This is a genomic window from Burkholderia vietnamiensis LMG 10929 (assembly GCF_000959445.1).
Classification (GTDB): Bacteria; Pseudomonadota; Gammaproteobacteria; order Burkholderiales; family Burkholderiaceae; genus Burkholderia; species Burkholderia vietnamiensis.
This window is the reverse complement of record NZ_CP009630.1, coordinates 24,650-48,805: the sequence shown is the minus strand read 5'-3', so window position 1 is coordinate 48,805 and position 24,156 is coordinate 24,650. Positions and strand designations below refer to the sequence as shown.

The 24,156-nt window shown below is 67.2% G+C and carries 20 protein-coding genes; 6 read left to right on the top strand and 14 right to left on the bottom strand.

What is annotated here, in order from left to right; translation table 11 throughout:
• Positions 1-523: 523 nt before the first annotated feature.
• Entirely contained in the window at positions 524-1,219 is a 696-nt protein-coding gene (locus AK36_RS00665; protein ID WP_011881016.1) for an MgtC/SapB family protein, read from the bottom strand.
• 115 nt (positions 1,220-1,334) lie between these two features.
• Here AK36_RS00665 and AK36_RS00660 point away from each other — a divergent pair, with 115 nt between their 5' ends.
• The gene (locus AK36_RS00660) at positions 1,335-2,444 is read left to right on the top strand and encodes an AGE family epimerase/isomerase (protein ID WP_045577624.1); all 1,110 of its coding nucleotides are present in this window, start codon (positions 1,335-1,337) and stop codon (positions 2,442-2,444) included.
• Here the strand turns inward: AK36_RS00660 and AK36_RS00655 are convergent.
• The gene (locus AK36_RS00655) at positions 2,417-4,051 is read right to left on the bottom strand and encodes a methyl-accepting chemotaxis protein (protein WP_045577623.1); all 1,635 of its coding nucleotides are present in this window, start codon (positions 4,049-4,051) and stop codon (positions 2,417-2,419) included. The two genes, AK36_RS00660 and AK36_RS00655, sit on opposite strands and share 28 nt — an antisense overlap.
• 259 nt (positions 4,052-4,310) lie before the next feature.
• On the opposite strand from AK36_RS00655, the gene AK36_RS00650 reads away from it, so the two are divergent.
• Positions 4,311-4,754, top strand: coding sequence for a PaaI family thioesterase (locus AK36_RS00650; protein WP_014724157.1), 444 nt, complete (start codon positions 4,311-4,313; stop codon positions 4,752-4,754).
• On the top strand, positions 4,751-5,047 hold the full coding sequence (locus tag AK36_RS32395) for a hypothetical protein (RefSeq protein ID WP_124260150.1): 297 nt from the start codon (positions 4,751-4,753) through the stop codon (positions 5,045-5,047). Before AK36_RS00650 ends, AK36_RS32395 begins: the two co-directional genes overlap by 4 nt.
• Here AK36_RS32395 and AK36_RS00645 read toward each other — a convergent pair.
• The 8 genes from AK36_RS00645 to prpB all read right to left on the bottom strand — a co-directional run bounded on the left by AK36_RS00645 (position 5,026) and on the right by prpB (position 14,327).
• Positions 5,026-6,087: a CaiB/BaiF CoA transferase family protein gene (locus AK36_RS00645; protein ID WP_011881020.1), complete on the bottom strand. Its 1,062-nt coding sequence runs from the start codon at positions 6,085-6,087 to the stop codon at positions 5,026-5,028. The genes AK36_RS32395 and AK36_RS00645 overlap by 22 nt on opposite strands.
• A 289-nt stretch (positions 6,088-6,376) precedes the next feature.
• Entirely contained in the window at positions 6,377-7,285 is a 909-nt protein-coding gene (locus tag AK36_RS00640; RefSeq protein ID WP_011881021.1) for a hypothetical protein, read from the bottom strand.
• A gap of 165 nt (positions 7,286-7,450) precedes the next feature.
• Complete coding sequence (locus AK36_RS30445) at positions 7,451-7,900, bottom strand: response regulator transcription factor (RefSeq protein ID WP_011881022.1); 450 nt, start codon at positions 7,898-7,900, stop codon at positions 7,451-7,453.
• 39 nt (positions 7,901-7,939) lie between these two features.
• Entirely contained in the window at positions 7,940-8,278 is a 339-nt protein-coding gene (locus AK36_RS32390; RefSeq protein ID WP_144410605.1) for a hypothetical protein, read from the bottom strand.
• 41 nt (positions 8,279-8,319) lie between these two features.
• Positions 8,320-9,510, bottom strand: a complete 1,191-nt coding sequence (prpF, locus tag AK36_RS00630) for a 2-methylaconitate cis-trans isomerase PrpF (RefSeq protein WP_034193402.1) — start codon at positions 9,508-9,510, stop codon at positions 8,320-8,322.
• 26 nt (positions 9,511-9,536) lie between these two features.
• The gene (acnD, locus tag AK36_RS00625) at positions 9,537-12,131 is read right to left on the bottom strand and encodes a Fe/S-dependent 2-methylisocitrate dehydratase AcnD (protein WP_011881024.1); all 2,595 of its coding nucleotides are present in this window, start codon (positions 12,129-12,131) and stop codon (positions 9,537-9,539) included.
• 81 nt (positions 12,132-12,212) lie between these two features.
• Positions 12,213-13,385 (bottom strand): bifunctional 2-methylcitrate synthase/citrate synthase, encoded by a 1,173-nt coding sequence (gene prpC / locus AK36_RS00620; protein WP_011881025.1) that lies wholly within the window; start codon positions 13,383-13,385, stop codon positions 12,213-12,215.
• Positions 13,386-13,433: 48 nt separating this feature from the next.
• Positions 13,434-14,327 carry a methylisocitrate lyase gene (prpB, locus tag AK36_RS00615; protein ID WP_011881026.1) on the bottom strand — a complete coding sequence of 298 codons (894 nt, stop codon included), beginning with the start codon at positions 14,325-14,327 and terminating at the stop codon, positions 13,434-13,436.
• Between the two features lie 171 nt (positions 14,328-14,498).
• Here prpB and prpR point away from each other — a divergent pair, with 171 nt between their 5' ends.
• Entirely contained in the window at positions 14,499-16,481 is a 1,983-nt protein-coding gene (gene prpR, locus AK36_RS00610; protein WP_011881027.1) for a propionate catabolism operon regulatory protein PrpR, read from the top strand.
• 358 nt (positions 16,482-16,839) lie between these two features.
• Here the strand turns inward: prpR and AK36_RS00605 are convergent, their stop codons facing one another.
• The gene (locus AK36_RS00605; protein ID WP_034193446.1) at positions 16,840-17,688 is read right to left on the bottom strand and encodes an ureidoglycolate lyase; all 849 of its coding nucleotides are present in this window, start codon (positions 17,686-17,688) and stop codon (positions 16,840-16,842) included.
• A gap of 438 nt (positions 17,689-18,126) precedes the next feature.
• Here AK36_RS00605 and AK36_RS00600 point away from each other — a divergent pair, with 438 nt between their 5' ends.
• Positions 18,127-18,951 (top strand): IclR family transcriptional regulator, encoded by an 825-nt coding sequence (locus AK36_RS00600; protein ID WP_014724163.1) that lies wholly within the window; start codon positions 18,127-18,129, stop codon positions 18,949-18,951.
• A 284-nt stretch (positions 18,952-19,235) separates the two neighbouring features.
• Positions 19,236-19,787: a hypothetical protein gene (locus tag AK36_RS00595; protein WP_011881030.1), complete on the top strand. Its 552-nt coding sequence runs from the start codon at positions 19,236-19,238 to the stop codon at positions 19,785-19,787.
• 715 nt (positions 19,788-20,502) lie between these two features.
• Here the strand turns inward: AK36_RS00595 and AK36_RS00590 are convergent.
• From AK36_RS00590 to AK36_RS34630, 3 genes are all read right to left on the bottom strand, one after another.
• Positions 20,503-22,860: a GNAT family N-acetyltransferase gene (locus tag AK36_RS00590; protein ID WP_034193404.1), complete on the bottom strand. Its 2,358-nt coding sequence runs from the start codon at positions 22,858-22,860 to the stop codon at positions 20,503-20,505.
• Between the two features lie 570 nt (positions 22,861-23,430).
• On the bottom strand, positions 23,431-23,727 hold the full coding sequence (locus tag AK36_RS00585; RefSeq protein ID WP_011881034.1) for an H-NS histone family protein: 297 nt from the start codon (positions 23,725-23,727) through the stop codon (positions 23,431-23,433).
• Positions 23,728-23,829: 102 nt separating this feature from the next.
• The gene (locus AK36_RS34630; RefSeq protein ID WP_309486113.1) at positions 23,830-24,114 is read right to left on the bottom strand and encodes a hypothetical protein; all 285 of its coding nucleotides are present in this window, start codon (positions 24,112-24,114) and stop codon (positions 23,830-23,832) included.
• Between the last annotated feature and the right edge of the window lie 42 nt (positions 24,115-24,156).

The window sequence follows — 24,156 nt, the reverse complement described above, 5'->3', positions numbered from 1 at the left end:
CCCGTCCAGCGTCGCCTGCCGCCCGGCGTCCTCGCTGTCCGCCGTGGTCGCTGCCGCTCGTGCGTCCGCCGACGTATCGTCACGCGCAGCGCCCGCCCCACGCGCAGCCGGCTCGAGCACCGGATCGCCGAACAGGTCGAGCGTAACTTCGTCCCGCGACGCATCGCCAGCCGGCGCGTTGGCCGGCCGCGCGGATGCCTTGGCGGCGCTATCCGCAGCAGCCGCGGCCGAGCGCGAACGAGTCGAAGAACGGTTGGAGTCTGACGCATCGCCGGCCGGCGCGTTGGCCGGCCGCGCAGAGGCATTAGCGGCGATATCCGCGGCAGCGGCGGCCGCGGCCGAACGCGAACGAGTCGAAGAACGGCTGGAACGGGAACGGGAACGCGGCACGGAAACGGATTCGGTCATGGAGTCGGATGACGGGTCGCGCCAGCGGCGCCGGATGTCGAACGGAATCGGTGACGGCCATTGTCGCATGACCAAATGTCGATCCGGCCGCTGCGCCGACGCGCTCGACCGACGTTCATTCGTCGCCCGCCAACCCGTTGCCTTCGTCGAATCGCGTCACGCACGGCAACCCGCGCAGCTTGTCGCAGATCGCGCGGAATTCGAGGTCCGACACGCGCGCGAGCGCGATGCGGACTTCGTCGTGCTCGCCCGTTTCGTCGGCGCGCTGCACGATGAACTGCTTCACGCGCGCGCTGTCGGGGCCGAGCGCCGCGTGCAGCGAATCGAACGTCAGCGCGCCGCTCACCACCGTCAGCGCGAGCTGCCGGCGCTGCCGCACCGTGAAGTAGCGCCGCTCCAGCGGCTTGATGCCGGCGAGGATGATCAGAATGATGATCGTCGCGGAAATCGACGCGACGTACAGGCCGCCGCCGACCGCGAGCCCGATCGCCGCGACCGACCACAGGCTCGCGGCCGTGGTCAGCCCGCGCACGATCTCGCCGCGCAGCAGGATCGAGCCGGCGCCGAGAAAGCCGATGCCCGACACGACCTGCGCGGCGATCCGCGACGGGTCGAGCACGACGTGCTCGCGGCCGAGCACATCCGCAAACCCGAACGCCGACACGATCATGATCAGCGTCGAGCCCACGCACACCAGCATGTGCGTGCGCAGGCCGGCCGCCCACGACAGCCGCTCGCGTTCGAAGCCGATCACACTGCCGAGCGCGGCCGCGAGCACCAGCCGCATCACGAGTTCCAGATTGCCGAGCATCGGATTTATCTCCTTTTTTTGCTGCCGGCGCCGCGGAATGTTTTATCCTTGGCCTCGGTCGCGCCGGTCCACCGGGCCGCGCCGACACGTTTCGATCCCAGCGCACAACCCCGTCATGTCCGTTTCCGACTCCGCTTCCGCCCAGGCCGCCCAGTTGCGCGACCATTTTGCGCACGTCATCTTGCCGATCTGGCAGGGTCCAGGGTTCGACCGCACGTTGCGGCTGCCGTTCGAGGCCGTCGATCCGGTCACCCATGCGCCGCTGCCCGTCACGCGGTATCGCGCGATGGCCTGTGCGCGGCAACTGTTCGTGTTCGCGCAAGCCGGTCACACCGCGCACGCGGCCACGCTGTTCGATTCGCTCTGCAGCCGCTTTCGCGACCCGCAGCACGGCGGCTGGTTCTACAGCATCGACGCGCAGGGCGCGCCGCTCGACACGACGAAGGATCTCTACACCCATGCGTTCGTCGTGTTCGCATGCGCGGCATGGCATGCGGCGTCGGGCGACGCCGCGGCACGCACGGTCGCCCAGCAGACCGCCGCGCTGATCCAGGACCGCTTCGCGCCGCAGCCGCGCGCCGCGCTGCTCGATGCCGCGCGCCACGCCGATTTCTCGTCGTCGGGCAGCGGCGCGCTGCAGAATCCGCTGATGCATCTGACCGAAGCATGGCTCGCGGCCGCCGATGCGTTCGGCGACGCGGCGTTCGACGATGCGCTGGCGCGCACCGCGCAGGCGGTCGAGCGCACGTTCGTCGATCCCGCGACCGGCTGCGTCGCCGAGCTGCCGCTCGGTGCGTCCGGCAACCGTTTCGAGCCCGGCCATCAGTTCGAATGGTTCTATCTGGTCGATGCGGCCGGCGCGCGGCTCGCGCATACGGGGCTGCGCGACGCGCTCGGGCGCGCGTTCGCGTTCGCGCAACGGCACGGCGTCGATACGCAGACGGGCGCCGTGTGCGCGGCGCTCGACGTGCACGGCGCATGCATCGACGGCACCCAGCGGATCTGGGCGCAGACCGAATACCTGCGCGCGCTCGCGACGCACGGCGACACGCCGGCGGGCGCGCCGCTCGCGCAGCAGATCGCGCGCTTCGCCGCGCGCTTCCTGCTGCCGCGCGGCTGGATCGAATGCAAGTCGGCCGACGGGCAGGTGTCGCGCGCCGACATGCCGTCGACCACGCCCTACCACCTCGCGACCGCCTACGCGGCGCTGCCGGCCGCTTCGTAAGCGGCGTCGGCCGGCGACGGCGACACCGCGGCGCGCTCGTCGCGCACCGCACGCTGCGCACGCGCGTCGCCCAGTTCGAACACCGACACCGCGCGCATCAGCTGCGCGGTCTGGTCGTTCAGCGACGACGCCGCCGCCGCGACCTGCTCGACCAGCGCCGCGTTCTGCTGCGTCAGCTGATCCATCTGCGTGACGGCCTGGTTCACCTGCTCGATGCCGACGCTCTGCTCGACCGATGCGGACGTGATTTCCGTCATCGTCTGCGCGACGCGCGTGATCGACGTCGATACCGTGCGCATCGCCGCGCCCGCGCGCTCGACGAGCTCCGAGCCGCCGTCGATCTGCGCGACCGATTCCTCGATCAGCGCCTTGATCTCCTTCGCCGATTGCGCGCTGCGCTGCGCGAGCGAGCGCACTTCGCCCGCGACCACCGCGAAGCCGCGGCCCTGCTCGCCCGCGCGCGCCGCTTCGACCGCCGCGTTCAGCGCGAGGATGTTGGTCTGGAATGCGATGCCGTCGATCACCGAGATGATTTCCGCGATGCGCCCCGAACTGTGCGCGATCCCGCGCATCCGGTCGATCACGCTGTCGACCACGCTGCCGCCCTGGCGCGTCGCGTCGAGCGCCGCGTCGGCCAGCGCGCTGGCCGCGCGTGCGCTGTCCGTGTTCTGACGGACGGTCGCGGTCAACTCCTCCATGCTCGCCGCGGTTTCCTCGAGCGACGCGGCCTGCGTGCCGGTGCGCGCGGACAGGTCCGCGTTGCCGCCGGCGATCTCGCCCGCGCCGACGTGGATCGCATCCGACGCGTGGCGCACGGTGCGCACGGTGTCGGCGATGCTCGCCTGCATCGCGGCGAGGCCGCGCAGCATCCGGTCGATCTCGAACACGCCGCCCGCGCGCACGGCTTCGTCGAGTCGCCCTTGCGCAATCCGCTCGAAATGGCGGCCGGCTTCGTCGAGCGGCGCGACCACCGCGCGCCGCGCGCCCCCGTAGATGGCGGCACTCGCCGCGAGCATCGCGACCAGCAACACGATGCCGACCCACTTGAACCATTGCATCCCGCCATCGATCGTGGCGAGCGCCGTGCGGCTCGACGCGCCGCCGTAGTCCGCGAAACGATGTAGTTCCGCGATGTAGGCGTCCTGGAAGCCTTGCGTCGGCTGGTCGAGAAACGCCTGGATGTTGCCGGCGTCGAGGAACTGCACGAGTTCGCCGAGCGCGCCGCGCAGCGCGCGATAGCGCTCGGTGAGCGCCGCGACGCGCGCGCGGTTGGTGTCGTCGACCGGCGGCGCGGCCGCCAGACGCGCGAATGCGCTGTCCGCTTCGGCGAGCGACGCGCTGGCATGACCGATGATGTCGTCGGGCTTGGGGCCGCCGCGCACCATCCGCGTGCCCGCACGCGACAGGTTCACGCGCGCGTCGAGCAGCCGCTCGGTCGCCTGGCTCGCCGCGTCGACCTGTGCGATCGCGACGTTCGACAGATCGTCGACGCCGCTGCGCGTCGACGTGAGCGCCCAGAACCCGAGCGCCTCGATCGCGAATAGAAAGAGGCAAAACACGGTCAGCACGCCGAGCAGACCCGACGCGAGCTTGATTTTTCCGAACATGGGGGAAGATTCCTGGAAGCGGAGGATGGAGCAATGCCCCGGCATTAGCGGCATTTCCGCGTCGGACTTTAGGCCGCCGCGCAGCGCCGCGCACGATTTCCGTCGAATCGGCCGCCGCCGACGGCTTCGCATGCATTCGACGCAATAATCGCGTCGCATCGCACCGGTATTTGCGCGCAATGCGGACGAATTTCCTTGCTTATCGGCAGCCCCCTTCCTAGAGTTCAGCGCAAGCGGACACGCATTGCGAGGCAAGTCGATGACGGACATCACGGACCACGCGCGCGGCGCATTGCGCGCGCAACCGTTCAGCATGCTGCTGGGCACGGAGCTGATGCATATCGGCGACAACGAGGTGTCGCTGTGCCTGCCCGTGCGCGACGAGCTGCGGCAGCAGCACGGTTTCGTGCACGGCGGCGTGATGGGCTATCTGGCCGACAATGCGCTGACGTTCGCCGGCGCACTCGTGCTCGGGCCCCGCGTGATCACCGCCGAGTACAAGATCAATTACCTGCGGCCGGCCGTGAACGGCACGCTCGTCGCGCGCGCGCAGGTCGTCTACGCGGGCCGGCATCAGGCGACCTGCCAGTGTCACGTGTACGTCATCGACGGCGATCACGAGCGGCTCGTCGCGATCGCGCAAGGCACGATCAATCGTGTCGGCGACGGGAAGATGCCCGAGGCGGTGGCGGAAACGGCTTGAATTGGTTCGGGGTGCGGTTGCTTGCGTGGTCGGCCGCCGGAGACGTGCGCAGTCAACGTTTATCGCTTCGTCGCGGCAAGGTCGACGGCATCGCGCATTTCGCAGATCAGTCGATCGCCCACGCTGCGCAACGTGATGTTGTAGCGGTGCGGATAGACATGCAGCGTAGCCGGAGGAATACGGCGAGGCTCGCCGAACCGCTCGACGAATCGAGTTCAAAGCTCAACCAGCTCGGCCTTGACGCCCCGCGTTGCCTGCCGCGCATCGGTGCTTATACGGGCCCGTTCGCTTGATCGTCCGTCAACGGCAGAAACCGCGGCGCGACGCGTGCGCGAATGTCGCCGTTCGAATCGGTGCGATAGATCGCCCGCGCCACGTTGTGCGGATGCGTCGCGGCTTCGGCCACGCTGAGCACCGGCGCGAAGCACGCGTCCGTCCCTTCGAGCAGCGCGCGCCAGTGCGCGGACGGCTCGCGTGCGAACACCTCCGCGAAACGCGCCTTCAGCGCAGGCCAGCGCGCGCGATCGTATTGCGACGCCGGATCGACGTCCGTCAGCCCCAGGCGCTCCACGAGCAATGCGTAGAACGGCGGCTCGAGCGCGCCGATCGTCACGCATGCGCCGTCCGCGCAGCGATAGACGTCGTAGAACGGCGCATCGTGGAACAGGCTCGGCTGCGCGCCGTCGAGCTGCCCGTTCGCCCGCGCCCACAGCGCGAGCGAGCCGAGCATCGAGACGATGTCGACGATCGCACCGTCGACCACGCGCCCCGCGCCGCCGGCGCGCACGTCGAGCAGCGCGCAGACGATGCCGAACGCAAGGCCGAGCGCACCGCCCGCGTCGCCGACCACCGTCGGCGGCACGCCCGGCCGGCCTTCGCGCGGCGCGGACAACGACAGCAGACCCGTCAGCGCCACGTAGTTCAGATCGTGTCCGGCCGCGGTCGCGAGCGGCCCGTCCTGGCCCCAGCCGGTCATGCGTCCATACACGAGCGCGGGGTTGCGGTGCGCGCAGTCGTCGGGCCCGAGGCCGAGGCGCTCCATCACGCCCGGCCGCAGCCCTTCGATGAGCGCGTCGGCCTGCGCAATCAGTGCGAGCGCCGCGTCGCGGCCCGCCGCGCTCTTCAGATCGAGTTCGACGATCGTCTTGCCTTCGCGCAGCAAGTCGCCGTCGCGCGCCCGCAGTGCATCGGGCGCGCTGCTGCGTCCGGCCGGGCGCGCGATCAGCGTGATGCGCGCGCCCATCCCCGCGAGCATCCAGCCGGCGAGCGGGCCGGGGCCGAGACCTTCGAATTCGACGATATGGATGCCGGCAAGCGGCGCGTTCAATGGCATGGCGACCTCGTGGGGATGGGCTCGAAGCAAATGGAGGCGCGCACGGCAGGCAGACGTGTGCGCCGGGTATGCGTATTCTGACGCGCTTTCGTGCGTGGAAGGCGTCCGATGCGAACGCGCGGCGCGATACGGCGCAGCGAACCACAAACGAAAAGGCCGGCGCCACGACGCCGGCCTGTGCCGTCAGGGAACGATCCAGCACTGCCCCTGGTAGATGCGTGCCGCCGTCGACACGTCGGACATATCGATCTCGACGTAACGGCTGACGACGCGTCCGCTCACGGCAGCATCACGGCGTTTTCCATTGCCCGCCTTCGTAGACTCGCCCCGTCGAATTGGTATTCGTGAGGTCGATCTCGATGCTGCGCGACCGCGCCCGCGAGAAGATCGTCGACGTCTCGATGTTCTGCTCGAACCACACGAGCACCTTCTCGATCGGGGTGAACGACGCTTCGCCGGAGACCATCACTTCGGGCGCGGCGTAGATCGGCGTGCTGACGGCCTCGCCGTCGATACCCGTACTCAGCTGGCAAATGCCCGGATGGATCTCGCCGTAGTCGTTCTCCATGTTGATCGCGGTCGGGTCGCCGCCGGTCGACGGCGAGCCGAACTGGCCGTACTTGTCGAGCGTGACGATCTCGCCGAGGCCGATGGAGACCTTCTTGGTCGACGCCTTGACGGTAATGCCGTCCTGATAGCGGTTCGTGCCGAAGATCTGGTAGATCGGCGTCCAGGAGAACTCGTTGTCCTCGAGGTACTCGAACGATGCGCGCCACACGACGTTGTACGCCGCGTCGCCGACCTTCTTCGCGAAGCACAGGTTGTAGCCAGCCTGCTTGAGCGTCGCGAAGTCCTTCGGACCGATGCCGATCGCGACGGTCTTGGTCACGGCAGCCAGCACGTTCTGGAACGACTGGGCCAGCACGGCGTACTCCTCCGCCTGGAACAGCTGCGCCTGCACCTGGAACTCCGCCACGTTGCCGGTCGAGCTGAGGCTCTTGCACACGACCTTCTGCCCCTGGTCGACATGGCTGCCCTGGTACACGTAGTACGTGTTTTCGGTTCTCAGGCTTTCCTTTTTCACGCCGGTCACGGAGAACGTATCCCCGACCTTCTTCTTCAGCTCCCCGGTCCCCTCGGTAATGACGTCCCAGGTGCTACCCACTTTCGGCCAACGGCAAACTTTCAGGATGCTCATTTTGTAATTCCCTCGGATAAGCTCGCTAAAAATGAATCTTCCGCACGCGGCGAGCGTCACGCACAAAAACAAACGCCTTATTTATTGACGAATCGAACAATTTCCAATTTAAAAATTATTAACCGATCAATTCATCTATTTGTATCTGCAGCGCATGGATGCAGATTAGGATTCTCCCGAGGAATTCGCCATGCCACATTTCGCGTATTGACCGGCGATCCACGCGACCAGTTGACGCGTCGATTTGCACGAAAATTTATCGAGTAAATGCTCGCGATGCTTGTCGACGGTACGGGGGCTGATTTGCAGCAAGCGCGCGATGTCCTTGCTGCCGCGTCCATGACACAGCAGTCGCAGCACGCGGGATTCGGCGGGGCTCAGATGGACGCCGCCCAGATCCAGGCGCTCGAGCCATCCGGGGTGGTCGGGCAAATCGCCGCCCGGCAACGCGATGACGGATCGGACGCCGGTCTTCTGCTTGACGCGGCTCACGTGGCGCCGCGCGGTATCGAGTCCGACGCCGAGATGAGCGGCAATGGCCTTGTTGCTGAATCCGCGACGCAGCAGATCCACGACTTCTTTCTCTCGCGGCGTGAGAGCAGAATTCGATTCCATCGCCCCGGTCGGCTGGTTTTCGCCGCCGGGTAGGTGTGGTCAATCGAATGCGAAGGCGTCGGCCGCGGTATTTGTGATCGAAATTTCCGGCAGAGCGTCGCATATAACGCGGTTCACGGCCCACAACTTCAATACACATTGATCCGAATCATTCGATATCCGGAAAACCGAAATTGCAGCACATATCCGGCGCATGAATTCGAATCGTTTCCACGATCTGGATATTTTTATTATCCAGCCATCGACGACCGGAATTTTCTTTCGAATCGAAACATCGTGGAATATCGCGATTGCGCGCCGCGCCGCATCGCGCAATGGCCTGCCCATGACGGGCAGGCGGCCCGCTTCGCCCGGCATACCGCCGGGCAAAGCGGGCAAGTCGCAGTTCGCCCGCCCCTCACGGGGCGCAGCGACGACGCTTAAAACGCGTCGCCCGGCACGCGCACCCAGCCTTCCATCAGCACGCGCGCGCTGCGGCTCATGATCGCCTTGGTGACGGTCCATTCGCCGTTCTCGAAGCGCGCCTCCGCGCCGACGCGCAGCGTGCCCGACGGATGCCCGAAGCGCACCGCGGTGCGTTCGCCGCCGCCCGCGGCGAGGTTCACGAGCGTGCCCGGAATCGCCGCGGCCGTGCCGATCGCGACCGCCGCCGTGCCCATCATCGCGTGATGCAGCTTGCCCATCGACATCGCGCGCACCAGCAGGTCGACATCGCCCGCGTTCACGCGCTTGCCGCTCGATGCGACGTAGTCGGCCGGCTTCGCGACGAAGGCGATCTTCGGCGTGTGCTGGCGCGTCGCGATCTCGTCGAGTGTGTCGATCAGGCCCATGCGCAACGCGCCGTGCGCACGGATCGTCTCGAACTTCTCGAGCGCCTTCGGATCGCCGTTGATCGCGTCCTGCAGCTCGGTGCCCGTATAGCCGATCGCTGCGGCGTCGACGAAGATCGTCGGAATGCCCGCGTTGATCATCGTCGCCTTCAGCGTGCCGATGCCCGGCACGACCAGATCGTCGACGAGATTGCCGGTCGGGAACATCGACCCGCCCGCGCCGTCTTCCTCGGCGGCCGGGTCCATGAACTCCAGCTGCACCTCGGCGGCCGGGAACGTGACGCCGTCCAGCTCGAAGTCGCCGGTCTCCTGCACCGCGCCGTTCGTGATCGGCACATGCGCGACGATCGTCTTGCCGATGTTCGCCTGCCAAATCCGCACGGTCGCGATGCCGTCGCGCGGCACGCGCGCCGCATCGACGAGCCCGCCGCTGATCGCGAACGGGCCGACGGCCGCGGACAGGTTGCCGCAGTTGCCGGTCCAGTCGACGAACGCCTTGTCGATCGAGACCTGCCCGAACAGATAGTCGACGTCGTGGCCGGGCCGCGTGCTCTTCGACACGATCACCGTCTTGCTGGTGGACGACGTCGCGCCGCCCATCCCGTCGATCTGCTTGCCGTACGGATCGGGGCTGCCGATCACGCGCAGCAGCAGCGCGTCGCGCGCGGCGCCGGGCGCCTGCGCGGCCTCCGGCAGATCCTGCAGCCGGAAGAACACGCCCTTGCTCGTGCCGCCGCGAAGATAGGTCGCGGGAATCCTGATTTGAGGAATGTGAGCCATGTCTCGGTTATCCCTGTGTGTCCGGCTCAAGCCGCTTGCGACGATTCGAGGAAGTCCTGCGCGAAACGCTGCAGCACGCCGCCCGCGTCGTAGATCGACACTTCTTCCGCCGTGTCGAGCCGGCACGTGACGGGCACCTCGACGCGCTCGCCGTCGCGACGATGAATCACGAGCGTCAGGTCGGCGCGCGGCGTGCGTGCGCCGATCACGTCGAACGTTTCGGTGCCGTCGATGCCGAGCGTCTTGCGGTTCGTGCCGGGCTTGAACTCCAGCGGCAGCACGCCCATCCCGATCAGGTTCGTGCGGTGAATCCGCTCGAACCCTTCGGCGACGATCGCCTCGACGCCCGCGAGCCGCACGCCCTTGGCCGCCCAGTCGCGCGACGAGCCCTGGCCGTAGTCGGCGCCCGCGATCACGATCAGCGGCTGCTTGCGATTCATGTACGTCTCGATCGCTTCCCACATCCGCATGACCTTGCCGTCGGGTTCAACGCGGGCGAGCGAGCCCTTCTTCACCGCGCCGTCGACGACCGCCATCTCGTTGACGAGCGTCGGGTTCGCGAAGGTCGCGCGCTGCGCGGTCAGGTGGTCTCCCCGGTGCGTCGCGTAGGAATTGAAGTCTTCTTCCGGCAGGCCCATCTTGGTGAGGTACTCGCCGGCCGCGCTGGTCGCGAGAATCGCGTTCGACGGCGACAGGTGGTCGGTCGTGATGTTGTCGCCGAGCACCGCGAGCGGCCGCATGCCCTTGAGCGTACGCTCGCCGGCCAGCGCCCCTTCCCAGTACGGCGGACGGCGAATGTAGGTGCTCTGCGGCCGCCACTCGTACAGCGGCGCGGCACGCTCGCCCGCATCGGCCGTGCGCGCGAACATCGGCTCGTAGACCTTGCGGAACTGCTCGGGCTTCACGCTCGATGCGACGATCGCGTCGATCTCCTCGTCGGTCGGCCAGATGTCCTTCAGCGTGACGGGCTTGCCGTGCGCGTCGTGGCCGAGCGCGTCCTTCTCGATGTCGAAGCGGATCGTGCCGGCGATCGCATACGCGACGACGAGCGGCGGCGACGCGAGGAACGCCTGCTTCGCATACGGATGGATGCGGCCGTCGAAATTGCGGTTGCCGGACAGCACGGCGGTCGCGTACAGGTCGCGATCGACGATCTCCTGCTGGATCTTCGGATCGAGCGCGCCCGACATCCCGTTGCAGGTCGTGCATGCGAACGCGACGATGCCGAACCCGAGCTTCTCGAGTTCCGGCAGCAGGTTCGCTTCCTTCAGATACAGCTCGACCGCCTTCGAGCCGGGCGCGAGCGAGCTCTTCACCCACGGCTTGCGCGTGAGGCCGCGCGCGTTCGCATTGCGCGCGAGCAGCGCGGCCGCGATCACGTTGCGCGGGTTGCTGGTGTTCGTGCAGCTCGTGATGGCCGCGATGATGACCGCGCCGTCCGGCATCTCGCCCGGCTTCTCTTCCCACTGGCCGGCGATGCCGCGCGCGGCGAGGTCGGAGGTCGGCAGACGCTTGTGCGGGTTCGACGGGCCGGCCATGTTGCGCACGACGCTCGACAGATCGAACGTCAGCGTGCGCTCGTACTGCGCATGCGCGAGCGTGTCGGCCCACAGCCCGGCCGCCTTCGCGTACGTCTCGACCAGCTTGACCTGTTCGTCGCTGCGGCCGGTGAGGCGCAGATAGTCGGTGGTCTGACCGTCGATGAAGAACATCGCGGCCGTCGCGCCGTATTCCGGCGCCATGTTCGAGATCGTCGCGCGATCGCCGAGCGTGAGGCTCGCCGCGCCAGCGCCACGGAATTCCAGATAGGCGCCCACCACCTTTTCCTTGCGCAGGAACTCGGTCAGCGCGAGCACGACGTCGGTCGCGGTGATGCCGGGCTGACGCTTGCCGGTCAGCTCGACGCCGACGATGTCGGGCAGGCGCATCCACGACGCGCGGCCCAGCATCACGTTCTCCGCCTCGAGGCCGCCCACGCCGATCGCGATCACGCCGAGCGCGTCGACGTGCGGCGTGTGGCTGTCGGTGCCGACGCAGGTGTCCGGATAGGCGATGCCGTCCTGCACCTGGATCACCGGCGACATCTTCTCCAGGTTGATCTGGTGCATGATGCCGTTGCCCGGCGGGATCACGTCGACGTTCTCGAACGACTTCTTGGTCCACTCGATGAAGTGGAAGCGGTCCTCGTTGCGACGATCCTCGATCGCGCGGTTCTTCGCGAACGCGTCGGGATCGAAGCCGCCGCATTCGACGGCGAGCGAGTGGTCGACGATCAGTTGCACGGGCACGACCGGGTTCACCTTCGCCGGGTCGCCGCCGCGCTCGGCGATCGCGTCGCGCAGGCCCGCGAGGTCGACGAGCGCCGTCTGGCCGAGGATGTCATGGCACACCACGCGCGCCGGGAACCACGGGAAGTCGCGCTCGCGCTTGCGCTCGATGATCTGCTTCAGCGAATCGGCGAGGATCGCCGGGTCGCAGCGGCGCACGAGGTTTTCGGCGAGCACGCGCGACGTGTACGGCAGCGTGTCGTAGGCGCCGGGGGCGATCGCGTCGATCGCGGCGCGCGCGTCGAAGTAGTCGAGCGACGTGCCGGGCAGAGGTTTGCGGTAGGCGGTATTCATGATGTGGGGCGGAATTCGGGATGAAACGTTGCGCGCGCGCCGGACGCCCGCATCGCGGACGCCGGCGCGCGCGGCGGCATGTCAGCGCTTGTCGATCGGCACGAACTGCAGATCTTCCGGACCGGTGTAGTTCGCGCTCGGGCGGATGATCTTGTTGTCGATGCGCTGCTCGATGATGTGCGCGCTCCAGCCGGACGTGCGCGAGATCACGAACAGCGGCGTGAACATCGCGGTCGGCACACCCATCAGGTGATACGACACGGCGCTGAACCAGTCCAGGTTCGGGAACATCTTCTTCGCGTCCCACATCACGGACTCGAGGCGCTCGGCGATGTTGTACAGCTTCAGGTCGCCCGCTTCCTTCGACAGCTTGTGCGCGACGCCCTTGATCACCTTGTTGCGCGGATCGGAGATCGTGTAGACCGGATGGCCGAAGCCGATCACGACTTCCTTGTTCTCGACGCGGCGGCGGATGTCCAGTTCGGCTTCGTCAGGCGAGTCGTAGCGGCTCTGGATGTCGTATGCGACCTCGTTCGCGCCGCCGTGCTTCGGGCCGCGCAGCGCGCCGATCGCGCCGGTGATCGCCGAGTAGATGTCCGAGCCGGTGCCCGCGATCACGCGGCCGGTGAACGTCGATGCGTTGAACTCGTGCTCCGCGTACAGGATCAGCGACGTGTGCATCGCTTCGACCCACGACTTCGACGGCGCCTTGCCGTGCAGCAGGTGCAGGAAGTGGCCGCCGATCGAGTCGTCGTCGGTTTCCGTCTCGATGCGCTTGCCGTTGTGCGAGAAGTGATACCAGTACAGCAGCATCGAGCCGAGCGACGCCATCAGGCGATCGGCGATGTCGCGCGCGCCCGGCAGGTTGTGATCGTCCTTCTCCGGCAGCACGGTGCCGAGCACCGATACGCCGGTGCGCATCACGTCCATCGGGTGCGCCGACGCCGGAATCTGCTCGAGCGCGGCCTTCAGCGCGTTCGGCAGCCCGCGCAGCGCGCGCAGCTTGGTCTTGTACGCAGCCAGCTCGGTCAGGTTCGGCAGCGTGCCGTGTACCAGCAGGTGCGCGATTTCCTCGAAGTCGCACGATTCGGCGACGTCGAGAATGTCGTAGCCGCGGTAGTGCAGGTCGTTGCCGGTCCGGCCGACCGTGCACAGCGCGGTGTTGCCGGCCGTCACGCCGGACAGCGCCACCGACTTCTTCGGCTTGAATCCGCCTGCTGCGGCCGGTGCTGCTGCGTCTTTCGTCTCACTCATGTTTACATTCTCCAATGGGGATGCGTGTGTCGGGTCGCGCGGGCCGCGTTACTTCTTGCCCTGCGCGAACAATTGGTCGAGCTTCTGCTCGTATTCGTGATAGCCGAGGAAGTCGTACAGCTCGGCGCGCGTCTGCATCGTCGGCACGGCAGCCTTCTGCGTGCCGTCGCGGCGCAGCGTCTCGTAGAAGTTCAGCGCCGCCTTGTTCATCGCGCGATACGCGCCGCAGCAGTACAGCGCGATGTCGACGTTCGCTTCGCGCAGCTCGTCGAGCGTGAACAGCGGCGTCGAGCCGAATTCGGTCAGGTTCGCGAGGATCGGCACCTTCACGGCGGCCTTGAAGCGGCGATAGTCGTCGAGCGTCTTCATCGCTTCCGGGAAGATCATGTCGGCGCCGGCTTCGACGTACGCAACCGCACGCTCGATCGCCGCGTCGATCCCTTCCGCCGCGGCAGCGTCGGTGCGCGCCATGATCACGAACTGGTCGTCGGTGCGCGCGTCGACTGCGGCCTTCACGCGATCGACCATTTCCTCGACCGGCACGACTTCCTTGCCCGGACGGTGGCCGCAGCGCTTCTGGCCGACCTGGTCCTCGAGATGCACGGCTGCGACGCCGGCCTTGATGAACGAGCGCACCGTGCGCGCGATGTTGAACGCGCCGCCCCAGCCCGTGTCGATGTCGACGAGCAGCGGCAGGTCGGTCGCGTTGGTGATCCGGTTGGCGTCGATCAGCACGTCTTCCATCGTGCTGATGCCCAGGTCGGGGATCCCGAGCGAATTCGCCGCGACGCCGCCGCCCGACAGGTAGACGGCCTTGAAGCCGACGGCCTGCGCCATCTTGGCCGCGTATGCGGTGATCGCGCCGACCACCTGCAGCGGCTGCTCGGCCGCGACTGCCGCGCGAAACTTCGCGCCGGCGCTTTGAAGATGCGTGTTGCTCATGAACGGCCTCCTGAAGGAATGCCCATTACCAGCAAGGACCGGGCCAGCGCACCATTCCACCGCTAACCCACTGATTCTTAAGCAAGCGGCGCGCGGCACGATTCGTCGGCCGATTTCATTTCGGCGCTTTTGTGTTTCAAAAATGAAATGCCACGCGCATAATCGATCGTCATGGACCTCTCCTCGACCACGCCCGCCGGCCCGACCGACCGCGCGGTGCGCCCACGCATCTGGGCGATGGGCATCAGCCGGCTGCGCGACCTGTTCCGCGAGATCGCCGGCGAATTCGACGAACGCGCCGACGTGCGCATCGTCACGCGCGCGTACGAAGACGCGCTGAGCGCGATCGCCGAAGCCGGCACCGCGCGGCCCGACGTGATCGTCGCGGCCGGCTCGAACGGCGGCTTCCTGAAAACGCGCGCGCAGGTGCCGGTGGTGGTCGTGTCGCCGACCGGCTTCGACGTGATGCAGGCGCTCGCGCGCGCGCGTCGGGACGCGACCCGCATTGCGCTCGTCAGCGCCGGCGAGACGCCGCCCGAAGTGCGCCGCTTCGTCGCCGCGTACGGGCTCGACGTGCAGTTTGCGTCATATCAGTCCGCGCAGGAAGCGGAGGCGTGCGTGCACGACCTGCACGACCGCGGCATCGAGACGATCGTCGGCCCCGGCCTCGTCACCGATCTGGCGGCGAGCGCGGGCATGGGCGCGGTATTCCTGTATTCGCACGCGTCGGTGCGCCAGGCGGTCGAGACCGCGCTCGAAGTCGCGTATGCAACCCACGCCGAGGCGTTTCGCCGGCAGCGGCTCGACAACCTGCTGCAGCATCTGCGCGACGGCGTCGTCGCGCTCGATGCGCGCGGGCGGGTGGAGGCGATCAACGAGCGGCTCGCGTCGGCGCTCGGAGTCGAACCCGCGGCGGCCGTCGGCCGCGCGCTCGTCGATCTCAGGCCGGAGCTGCGCACGCTACGCGGCGAAGACGGCGATGCGCTCGCGACCGTGCGCGGCGTGAGATACGTCGTGCATCGCGGGCCGCTCGTCGATCGCGGCGTGACGTCCGGCAGCGTGCTGACGTTCCAGGAGTCGCGCGCGGTGGAGCGGCTCGACCGCGCGCTGCGTTCGCAGCCGAACACGCAGCAGTTCGCGGCGCGCTACACGCTCGACGACGTGATCGGCGCGTCCGCGCCGATGGCGCGCGTGCGCGACCTCGTGCGCCGCTACGCGAAATCCGACGCGACCGTGCTGGTGCTCGGCGAAAGCGGCACCGGCAAGGAGATGATCGCGCAGAGCCTGCATGCGCTGTCGGCGCGGCGCAATTACCCATTCGTCGCGGTCAACTGCGGCGCGTTTCCGGAGGCGCTGCTCGAAAGCGAGCTGTTCGGTTACGAGGAAGGCGCGTTCACCGGCGCGCGGCGCGGCGGCAAGACGGGGCTGTTCGAGGCCGCGCACCGCGGCACGCTGTTTCTGGACGAAATCGGCGAGATGCCGCCGTCGCTGCAAAGCCGGCTGCTGCGGGTGCTGCAGGAGCGCGAGGTGATCCGCCTCGGCTCGACCGAGCCGATCCGGATCGACGTGCGCGTGATCGCCGCGACGCACCGGCCGTTGCTGGCGGCCGTCGAAGCCGGCACGTTCCGCGCGGATCTGTATTACCGGCTCAACATCCTGAACGTGGGCCTGCCGCCGCTGCGCGAGCGCGCGGCCGACATCCCGGCGCTTGCGGCGACGCTGCTCGTACAGGCCGCGCAGCGCGAGCCGCGGCTCGCCGAGCGCATGCGCGAGCCCGGCGACGCGCTGCGCGTGCTCGGCGCGACGCAATCGACGCTCGCGCGCTATCGATGGCCCGGCAACGTGCGCGAGCTGCAGAACGTGATCGAGCGGATCGCGGTGGAACTAGCCGAGGAAGCCGACGAGAACGATCTGACCGCCGCGTGCCCGGCGCTCGCGCCGGACGCGCTGCGGGCGATCGCGCCCGAGCTGTTCGCGGCGCCGGTCGAGGCCGCGGACGACGACGATGCGCGCACCCTGCACGCGCGCCGCCGTCGCGCGGAAGCCGACGAGATTCGCGCGGTGCTGGATGCGTGCGGCGGCGATCGCGATCGCGCGTGCGCGATGCTCGGGATCAGCAAGACGACGCTGTGGCGCAAGCTCTCGGGTAAGTGAGGCGGGGATGTGGGGGATCGCGGTGCTGTAGCGGCCGGATGCGGGCGCGGGTTGTGGGGTCGGGGCGTTGAAGCGCGATGAAGCGCGTTGAATTCCGGCCGGGGCGGCTGTTCTGTTCTTCAGGGCGCCGATGAATTGATGTCGGCGGGCGGCGTTCTGCAACCGTGTTCTGCAGTCGGTGGCCAGCGGTCGACGTTGAGCGGCAACCGTCAGCGGCCGGCATTCGACGATCGACGTTCAGTCCTCGATATTCGACGCTTCGCGGACGGCACGCGGCGGTAGACGTTCAGCGGGCAATGGGCGCTGGGCACTGCGAATTCGGCATTCGCCGTTCACGCAGCGCCCCACGCGCCGACCGCTACCGTGCGTTGCGCGTGTGCTGCAGTTGCTCGCCGAGCCCTTCGATGCCGAGACGCAGCGTCTGGCCGGCCTTCAGGAACACCGGCGACGGCTTGATGCCCATTCCGACGCCCGGCGGCGTGCCGGTCGTGATCACGTCGCCCGGCTGCAGCGTCATGCAGGTCGACAGATACGCGACCAGTTGCGCGACGGTGAACACCATCGTGCGCGTGTTGCCGTTCTGATAGCGGTGTCCGTCGACCTCCAGCCACAGGTCGAGGCGTTGCGGATCGGGCACTTCGTCGCGCGTGACGAGCCACGGCCCGATCGGCCCGAACGTGTCGAAGCCTTTGCCCTTGTCCCACTGACCGCCGCGCTCGAGTTGCCACTCGCGCTCGGACACGTCGTTGACCACGCAATAGCCGGCGACGTAGTCGAGCGCGCGCGCTTCGTCGACGTCCTTGCAGGTTGCGCCGATGACGACGCCCAGTTCGACTTCCCAGTCGGTCTTGACCGAACCCTTCGGGATTTCGATGTCGTCGTTCGGGCCGCAGATCGAACTCGTCCACTTGCCGAACACCACCGGCTCCTTCGGGACGGCCATGCCGGCTTCGGCCGCATGATCCGCATAGTTCAGCCCGATCGCGATGAACTTGCCGACGCGCGCGACGCACGCCCCGATGCGCGGCTCGCCCGCGACGAGCGGCAGCGCGGCCGGGTCCAGCGCACGCAGGCGCGCGAGCGCGGCGTCGGACAGCGCGTCGCCGGCCAGATCCGGCACATGCGCGGACAGGTCGCGAATCCGGCCTTGCGCGTCGAGAATACCGGGCTTTTCCTGGCCGGGCGGGCCGTAGCGAAGCAGTTTCATCGTGCTGAACCTCTTGGTGGCGAATGTGACAGGATACCGGCCGACGACGACGCGCGTGCGCACCATCGATGACCCGCCGCTCTTTGTACCATCGGCGGCTGGCGGTGGAATGGCGCGCGACGGATACCGACTATTGGTGCGACCGCAGAGATTACGTTGCAGCGGCGGATACGCCGACGCGGTCGGCATGGCGGCCGCCTCTCGCGTCCTTCGACGCTGAAAGATGAATATCCAGTATTTCTTATGACCCTGTCATCGCGAACGGCACCTGAGCCGTTCATGCCCGATAACGATCGGTAAAAAACACGCTGCATCGCACACTGAATGTTGTCGGGCTCGCGCGGATGGCAGTCATATCCGCGCGCGGCTTCGCGACGCCGCGTGCACGTCCGCCAGCGTGCGTCGCCCACCGATCGGCAACTCCCTGACTTCCTACACATGACGCTAACTACTGACAACCCGCTCTCCAACAGCGACGCACTGGAGTCGACGGGCGCAGCCGACCGCTATCGCGCGCCTGCGCTCGACAAGGGCCTCGACATTCTCGAGCTCCTGTCGGAACAAAAGGAAGGATTGACCCGCACCGAAATCACGAGAGAACTTGGCCGCAACGCGAGCGAGATCTACCGGATGCTCGAGCGACTCGTCGCGCGCCGCTACGTGATGCGCTCGAGCGGCGGCGACCGCTACACGCTGAGTCTGAAGCTGTTCGCACTTGCACACCGGCATCCACCTATGAGTCGGCTGATCGCGGAGGCGTTGCCGCTGATGCATCGATTCGCTGACGCAGCCGAACAGTCGTGCCATCTGACCGTCTACGATCACGGCAACCTGCTCGTGATCGCGCAGGTCGACGGCCCCGGGCCGTGGGGCGTGTCGGTGCGGCTCGGCTCGCGCATCGCGCTGGCCGATACGGCGTCGGGACGCGTGATGCTGTCGTTCCAGAACACCGAGCAGCGCGCGCACATGCTGGCCGAGCATCGCAAGGTCAAGGGCGAAGCGCCGATCGACGAACAGGAGCTCGCGCAGGTATGTCACGCCATTCGGCAGTCCGGCTACTTGCGGCAGGACAGCCGCCAGGCGTATGGCGTCACCGATCTGAGCGCACCGATCGTCGGCCCGTCGGGTCATTCGATCGCCGTGCTGACCTGTCCGTACATGCGCCGGATCGATGCGCACACGGCGCCGTCGGCTGACGCGGTCGCGGCAAGGCTGCGGGAGACGGCCGGTCAGTTGTCGATGTGGCGGGCGGGGAGTCGGTGAATGGGGGGGACGGCGTAAAGGGCGGTGGGTGGGGTGAGCGGTTGAGCGGTTGAGCGGTTGAGCGGTTGAGCGGTTGAGCGGTTGAGCGGTTGAGCGGTCGTTCGGGCGTTCGCCGGTTCGACCGGGCGAGCCGCGCCGATACGATGCACGGCGATACGGCGCCTGTTCCCGCCAGCATTCGGACGATCGTTCCCGGACGCGCAAGTACTGCGCGTCCGGCGCTACGCTAGAATAACGGCCCTCTCAAAAACGACGGCGGCCGGCAGTTGCGGCCTCCGTATCCGATGAATGTCATGGCCAAACTTCTGAACGATCAAGAATTCCAGCGTTTCTCCGAACTTCAGCAGAAGCAGGCAAGCTTCACGATCACGCCCGACGAAGCGGACGAACTGCGCGACATCGTCGCGCGCGCGCAGAAGAAGCGCGACGATCGCGCCGCGGCGATGCTGGCGATCGAAAGCTATATCGAGCAGTTCGACATCACGCCCGACGAACTCTTCTCGCCCGAGCAGATCGGCGAGGCCGCGCGCACCTACGGCCTCATCACGGCCACCAAGAAGGAACGGACGCTGCCGCCGTCGATCACGTTCAACGGCAAGCCGTACCAATGGACCAAGACGCTCCCCGACGACGTGCGAGCCGCGCTGTTCGACGCGTTCACGTCCGGCGAGTCGGTCAAGCGCTTCATCGCGATGCCGAAGGACACTGCGCGCTGCGCGCTGACGATTGCTCGCCTCGAGCGCGAAACCGGCGGCGTCTATGCGGACGCCCACCTCGACGAACTCGCGATCACGCGCGACCAGGTGAGCGACGCGGCGACCAAACTCGCCGTGTAAGGGCAGTCGCCCGCCCGCTGCGTGCAATCGCGAAAGCGCGCAGCGCATTGGCACGCTTCGCGGCGCATGCGACGCACGCATCGCACGCGGCCGCATCGGCGCGGCACCGGCTCCAGCCGGCGCCGCGTCAGCCCGAGCGCTGTTCGCTCGAGGTCCCGAAAAGACTCACTTCAGCCTCCCGAAAACGCTCACCTCAAGCCGCTGGCGGCATCAATCCGGCTGTCCGAACGTCCTCTCCGGCACCTCACACAGACGCTCTCCATTCACTCCCGAAAAGCCTCACCAGGCCTTCCTGAAAGGGCTCACCGACAGTTCCCGGGAAGGCTCACCGACAGCTCCCGTATCGACTCACCAAGCGTCTCCCGGAAAAGCTCACGTGAAGGCTCCCGTAAAGCCTCACCTTTGAGTTTTTTCAGGCTGGCGATGCATGCGACATACAGCACGTGCACACCGATACGCCGCGAAATTGACCGGGATACGGCACGCGCCTATAGATTCGGCACACACCATCGTGGAAACGAAAACCCCGCTGCGTTCTGCCTTGTTTTGGAGGCGAGCCGCCGAAACGGCTCCCATGCTCGTTCCGATCGCCACAGCCGAGAACATTCGCCCAGACGAACCGCCGCACCGACGACGCACGCATGGCCGACATCGCACGCGCCGGTGCCAACTGCACGCGATACCCACATACTTTTCGACACTCGACGCCTCGCGACTACGGTTGCAGCTTCATCTTGAATCCGACCACGCCAGGCTCCTCCGTCGGCGACACCGCGAACCCGCACGACTTCGCGAGCGAGATCATCGCCGTGTTCTCGCGCAGCGCCTCGCCCACCATCCACGCGGTGCCGCGCGACCGTGCGTATTCGATGATGCGCATCATCATCAGCCGCCCGAGCCCCTTGCCCTTCTGATCGGGCCGCACCGCGATCGCGAACTCGGCCGTCTCGTTGTCGGGATCGGCAACCGCGCGCGCCACCGCGAGCGTATGCGACCGGCCTGATGCGTCGGTGAGCGCCACGATGAAGGCCATCTCACGGTCGTAGTCGATCTGTGTCATGCGCGCGACCTGCGAATGGTCGAAGCTGCGTACCGCGCCGAAGAAGCGCATCCGCAGATCGTCCGGCGTCATCGCGCCGAGGAGCTCCTTGTGCGCATCCTCGTCTTCAGGACGAATCGGACGGATGGTCACCGTTTCGCCGCGCCATTCGAGCGTCTGCTCAAGGTGACGCGGATACGGCATGATCGCGAGCCTGCTGCGCCCGGCCGCGAGCGTGATGCGCGGCGCAACCACATACGTGCGGTCGGACAGCACGCGCAGCGTGACCGACATCGCGACGACCTCGCGCACGTCGCACACGGCCTGCGACAGCGCCGTCAGCGCGCCCAGCGTGGGCTCGACCGGAGCGCGGCGGGCATACGGCGAACGCTCCATCACCGCGCGCGCAAGCACCGTATTCAGCGGCGGCAACCCGTACACAACGAGCGGCGCCGATACGCCGTCGGCCGGCGGCACCGCATAGCGGAACACCGGGCCGAAATTCGAATCGTCGTACATCTCGATCGTCACGTCGACGACCTTCGCGCCGGCCGACGGCTCGTCCGGCTCGCCATGCAAGCCGAAGCGTGACAGCCAGTGCAGCGCCGCTTCGCCGGCCAGCTCGTGTTCGCCGGCTTCGACCATGCGGCGTGCGTCAGCCTGCGCGGACGCGACACGCTCGGCCGGTTGCAGTGGCGTACCTTCGGGCGTCTGCATCAGCAGTTCACGGCCGAGGTTGTAGTCGACCAGCCGCGCATAGGCGCGCGCGAGCCGCTGCGGCGTCGTGTGCACCGGAATGCCGTTCGCGTGCAGCGCATCGCGCGTCGCCGCATCGACCGCGCCGAAGAAGCACGCGAGGATGCCGCGATGCGCATGCTGCCGCGCTTCGATCAACGTGCGCGCAACGGCCTCGGCCGGCGCGCTGTGAGACGTCGAATGGACGACGAACAGCGTGCCCGTTTGCGAGTAGGGTGCGAGCGCCTTGACGGCCGCGCCGAAATGCTCGGGACGCGCGTCGTCGCCCAGCGTGAGCGGGTTGCCGGGCACCGCAACGTGCGGCAGCGCGGCCGACACCGCCGACGTCACCGCTTCCGGCCAGTTGGCCAGCACGTCGCGCACCTGCGCGACCGCATCGACCGCGAGTTTCGCGACGCCCGCATCGCTAGTCACGAGGGTTGCCGCGCCGCGCGCGGTGACGCGCCCGACGCCGAGCGTCTCGATCTCGTCGAGCAGATCGTCGAGCGCATCGACGCGGACCATCCCGGCGCGCTGGAAAGCCGCCGTATACAGTGCGTCGCCCGGATCGCCGCGCCCGGTACGCAGCGCGAGCACCGGCTTGTTGCGCGCGGCCGCGCGCGCCGCCGACATGAACTTGCGCGCGGCGCACACGGTATCGAGTTCGAGCAGGATGGCGCGCGTGCCGGGATCGCTGGCGAGGTAGTCGAGCACGTCGCCGGCATCGACGTCGGCCTCGCTGCCGAGCGCGACGACATGCGAGAAGCCGAGCCCGCGCGCGTTGGCCCAACCGAGCACCGCATTGGTCAGCGCGTTCGATTGCGACACCCACGCGACGCCGCCCGAGCGCGCCGTATAGGCCGGTGCGCCGAAATGTGCATGCCGCGCGGGCGACAGCACGCCGAGACTGCCGGGCCCGACGATACGGAGCACGAACGGCTTCGCGGCCTTGAGCGCCCGGTCGAGTGCGGCGCGATCGGCGTCGGTTCGTGCATCGCCGACGATCACCGCCGCACGTGTACCCAGTTCGCCGAGCTTATGCACGATGCCGGCCCACGTGGCGGGCGGCGTGCAGATCACGGCGACCGACGGCGGCGCGGGGAGCCGCTCGACATCGCCGATCACAGTGTGCCCGCCGAGCTCTCGGTACTTCGGATTGACGGGCCACACGGGCCCTTCGAACCCGCCGTCGAGCACGCGCGCCCATACCATCGCGCCGACACTGCCCGCGCGCGACGATGCGCCGACGACCGCAACGGACTTGGGCTGAAACAACGCATCGAGATGGCGAACGGTCACATCGACTCCATACGGTAACGAAAGACGGCCCGGCCTGTGCACGGCTCGAATGGCCACGCGCCGGGCGACGCGAACTCCAAGCATAGGCGAACCGGATGCGGCTGCCTATATGCCGATCGGCCGACTGTGCGATGCGCATCAAGGCCGGCAACATGCGCTTGCACTCGATGCATTCGCACATCGCAACGAGCGCAGTGGCGACACGCGGCGGCGCCGCGCATCCGTCAAAGGTGAGGATCTACAGGAGCCATGGTGAGCAGATTCGGGAACCCTATCGCACGGCGGCGCAATGCGCGAGCGGTGATGCGTGCGCGCTGCACATCAGCACCGCGAAGATCGCAAATGGCAGTGCGCCTTGCGATGCGAATTACGCGCTCGTTTACCGAAATTCGCCGCCAAATCCGCGGCAATCGCGACGAATGTGTGAAACGCGCTCTTTTAATCGCGGTGAGTTGCCGTTCGATACGCGATGCCGAATCGCGCGTCGGCGGCCCAAAAACAAAACGGTGCGAGGGCCATGGGGCCGCTCGCACCGTCAGTGACCGCACGAAAGGTGAGGATTTACGGGAATCAGTCCTTGATCAGGAAACGCGCGCGGTTCTTGCCGAGCCAAGCCGGCGCACGGCCGCGGCCGCTCCACGTTTCGCCCGTCTTCGGATTCAGGTACTTCGGCGGCAACGCGCGCTTCGGCTTCGCGGCGGCGCGCTTGCCGGCCGGGAGGAAACCGAGCTCTTCCGGCGTAATGTCGAATTCCTCGATTTTCGCCCGAATGGCGGCAATTGCATCGGCAATCGCCTTTTCGCGTTCCTTGTCGATCTTTTGCTGAAGTCTTTCGAGTTGCGCAGTCAGTTGCCTGTAGGTCGCCATATGGATGGGACTCCGTGAGTGTTATTCATGAAAAATAGCCGACTCCAAGCGAATAGAAAAGCGCTTTACCCGATTACGTCCCATCGTGCGATCGTATCGGGCTCAATAATCGCCTTTCTTCTTGCATGCGAAGAGAAGATTTCGCACAGCGTCATCGGTCGATTGCTGGAGAACGTCGAATTCCCCGCTGCAGATGGCTCGGGCATTGTCCGTGCAATTGCTCCAGTCGCTGCCGGTGCATTGCACCTGCGTAGTCGGGCGTCCGTCCGCCGTGAACAACGGCGCCCCGCCTCCGCACCCGCCGAGCCCCGTAACCAGGACCAACAATCCAGCCTGACGCCAATGCGTTCCAGGCCACCGACAGACCGACGCAAGCATGTGTTTCATTGTTCTTTCCGTCAACCAATTTTTTAATGCCGCGAGTATGCC

Excerpts from the sequence above, each read along its gene's own strand:
- AK36_RS00665 (WP_011881016.1), bottom strand. The coding sequence starts at position 1,219 with ATGCTCGGCAATCTGGAACTCGTGATGCGGCTGGTGCTCGCGGCCGCG.
- AK36_RS00660 (WP_045577624.1), top strand. The coding sequence starts at position 1,335 with ATGTCCGTTTCCGACTCCGCTTCCGCCCAGGCCGCCCAGTTGCGCGAC.
- AK36_RS00655 (WP_045577623.1), bottom strand. The coding sequence starts at position 4,051 with ATGTTCGGAAAAATCAAGCTCGCGTCGGGTCTGCTCGGCGTGCTGACC.
- AK36_RS00650 (WP_014724157.1), top strand. The coding sequence starts at position 4,311 with ATGACGGACATCACGGACCACGCGCGCGGCGCATTGCGCGCGCAACCG.
- AK36_RS00645 (WP_011881020.1), bottom strand. The coding sequence starts at position 6,087 with ATGCCATTGAACGCGCCGCTTGCCGGCATCCATATCGTCGAATTCGAA.
- AK36_RS00640 (WP_011881021.1), bottom strand. The coding sequence starts at position 7,285 with ATGAGCATCCTGAAAGTTTGCCGTTGGCCGAAAGTGGGTAGCACCTGG.
- AK36_RS30445 (WP_011881022.1), bottom strand. The coding sequence starts at position 7,900 with ATGGAATCGAATTCTGCTCTCACGCCGCGAGAGAAAGAAGTCGTGGAT.
- prpF (WP_034193402.1), bottom strand. The coding sequence starts at position 9,510 with ATGGCTCACATTCCTCAAATCAGGATTCCCGCGACCTATCTTCGCGGC.
- acnD (WP_011881024.1), bottom strand. The coding sequence starts at position 12,131 with ATGAATACCGCCTACCGCAAACCTCTGCCCGGCACGTCGCTCGACTAC.
- prpC (WP_011881025.1), bottom strand. The coding sequence starts at position 13,385 with ATGAGTGAGACGAAAGACGCAGCAGCACCGGCCGCAGCAGGCGGATTC.
- prpB (WP_011881026.1), bottom strand. The coding sequence starts at position 14,327 with ATGAGCAACACGCATCTTCAAAGCGCCGGCGCGAAGTTTCGCGCGGCA.
- prpR (WP_011881027.1), top strand. The coding sequence starts at position 14,499 with ATGGACCTCTCCTCGACCACGCCCGCCGGCCCGACCGACCGCGCGGTG.
- AK36_RS00605 (WP_034193446.1), bottom strand. The coding sequence starts at position 17,688 with ATGAAACTGCTTCGCTACGGCCCGCCCGGCCAGGAAAAGCCCGGTATT.
- AK36_RS00600 (WP_014724163.1), top strand. The coding sequence starts at position 18,127 with ATGACGCTAACTACTGACAACCCGCTCTCCAACAGCGACGCACTGGAG.
- AK36_RS00595 (WP_011881030.1), top strand. The coding sequence starts at position 19,236 with ATGAATGTCATGGCCAAACTTCTGAACGATCAAGAATTCCAGCGTTTC.
- AK36_RS00585 (WP_011881034.1), bottom strand. The coding sequence starts at position 23,727 with ATGGCGACCTACAGGCAACTGACTGCGCAACTCGAAAGACTTCAGCAA.
- AK36_RS34630 (WP_309486113.1), bottom strand. The coding sequence starts at position 24,114 with ATGAAACACATGCTTGCGTCGGTCTGTCGGTGGCCTGGAACGCATTGG.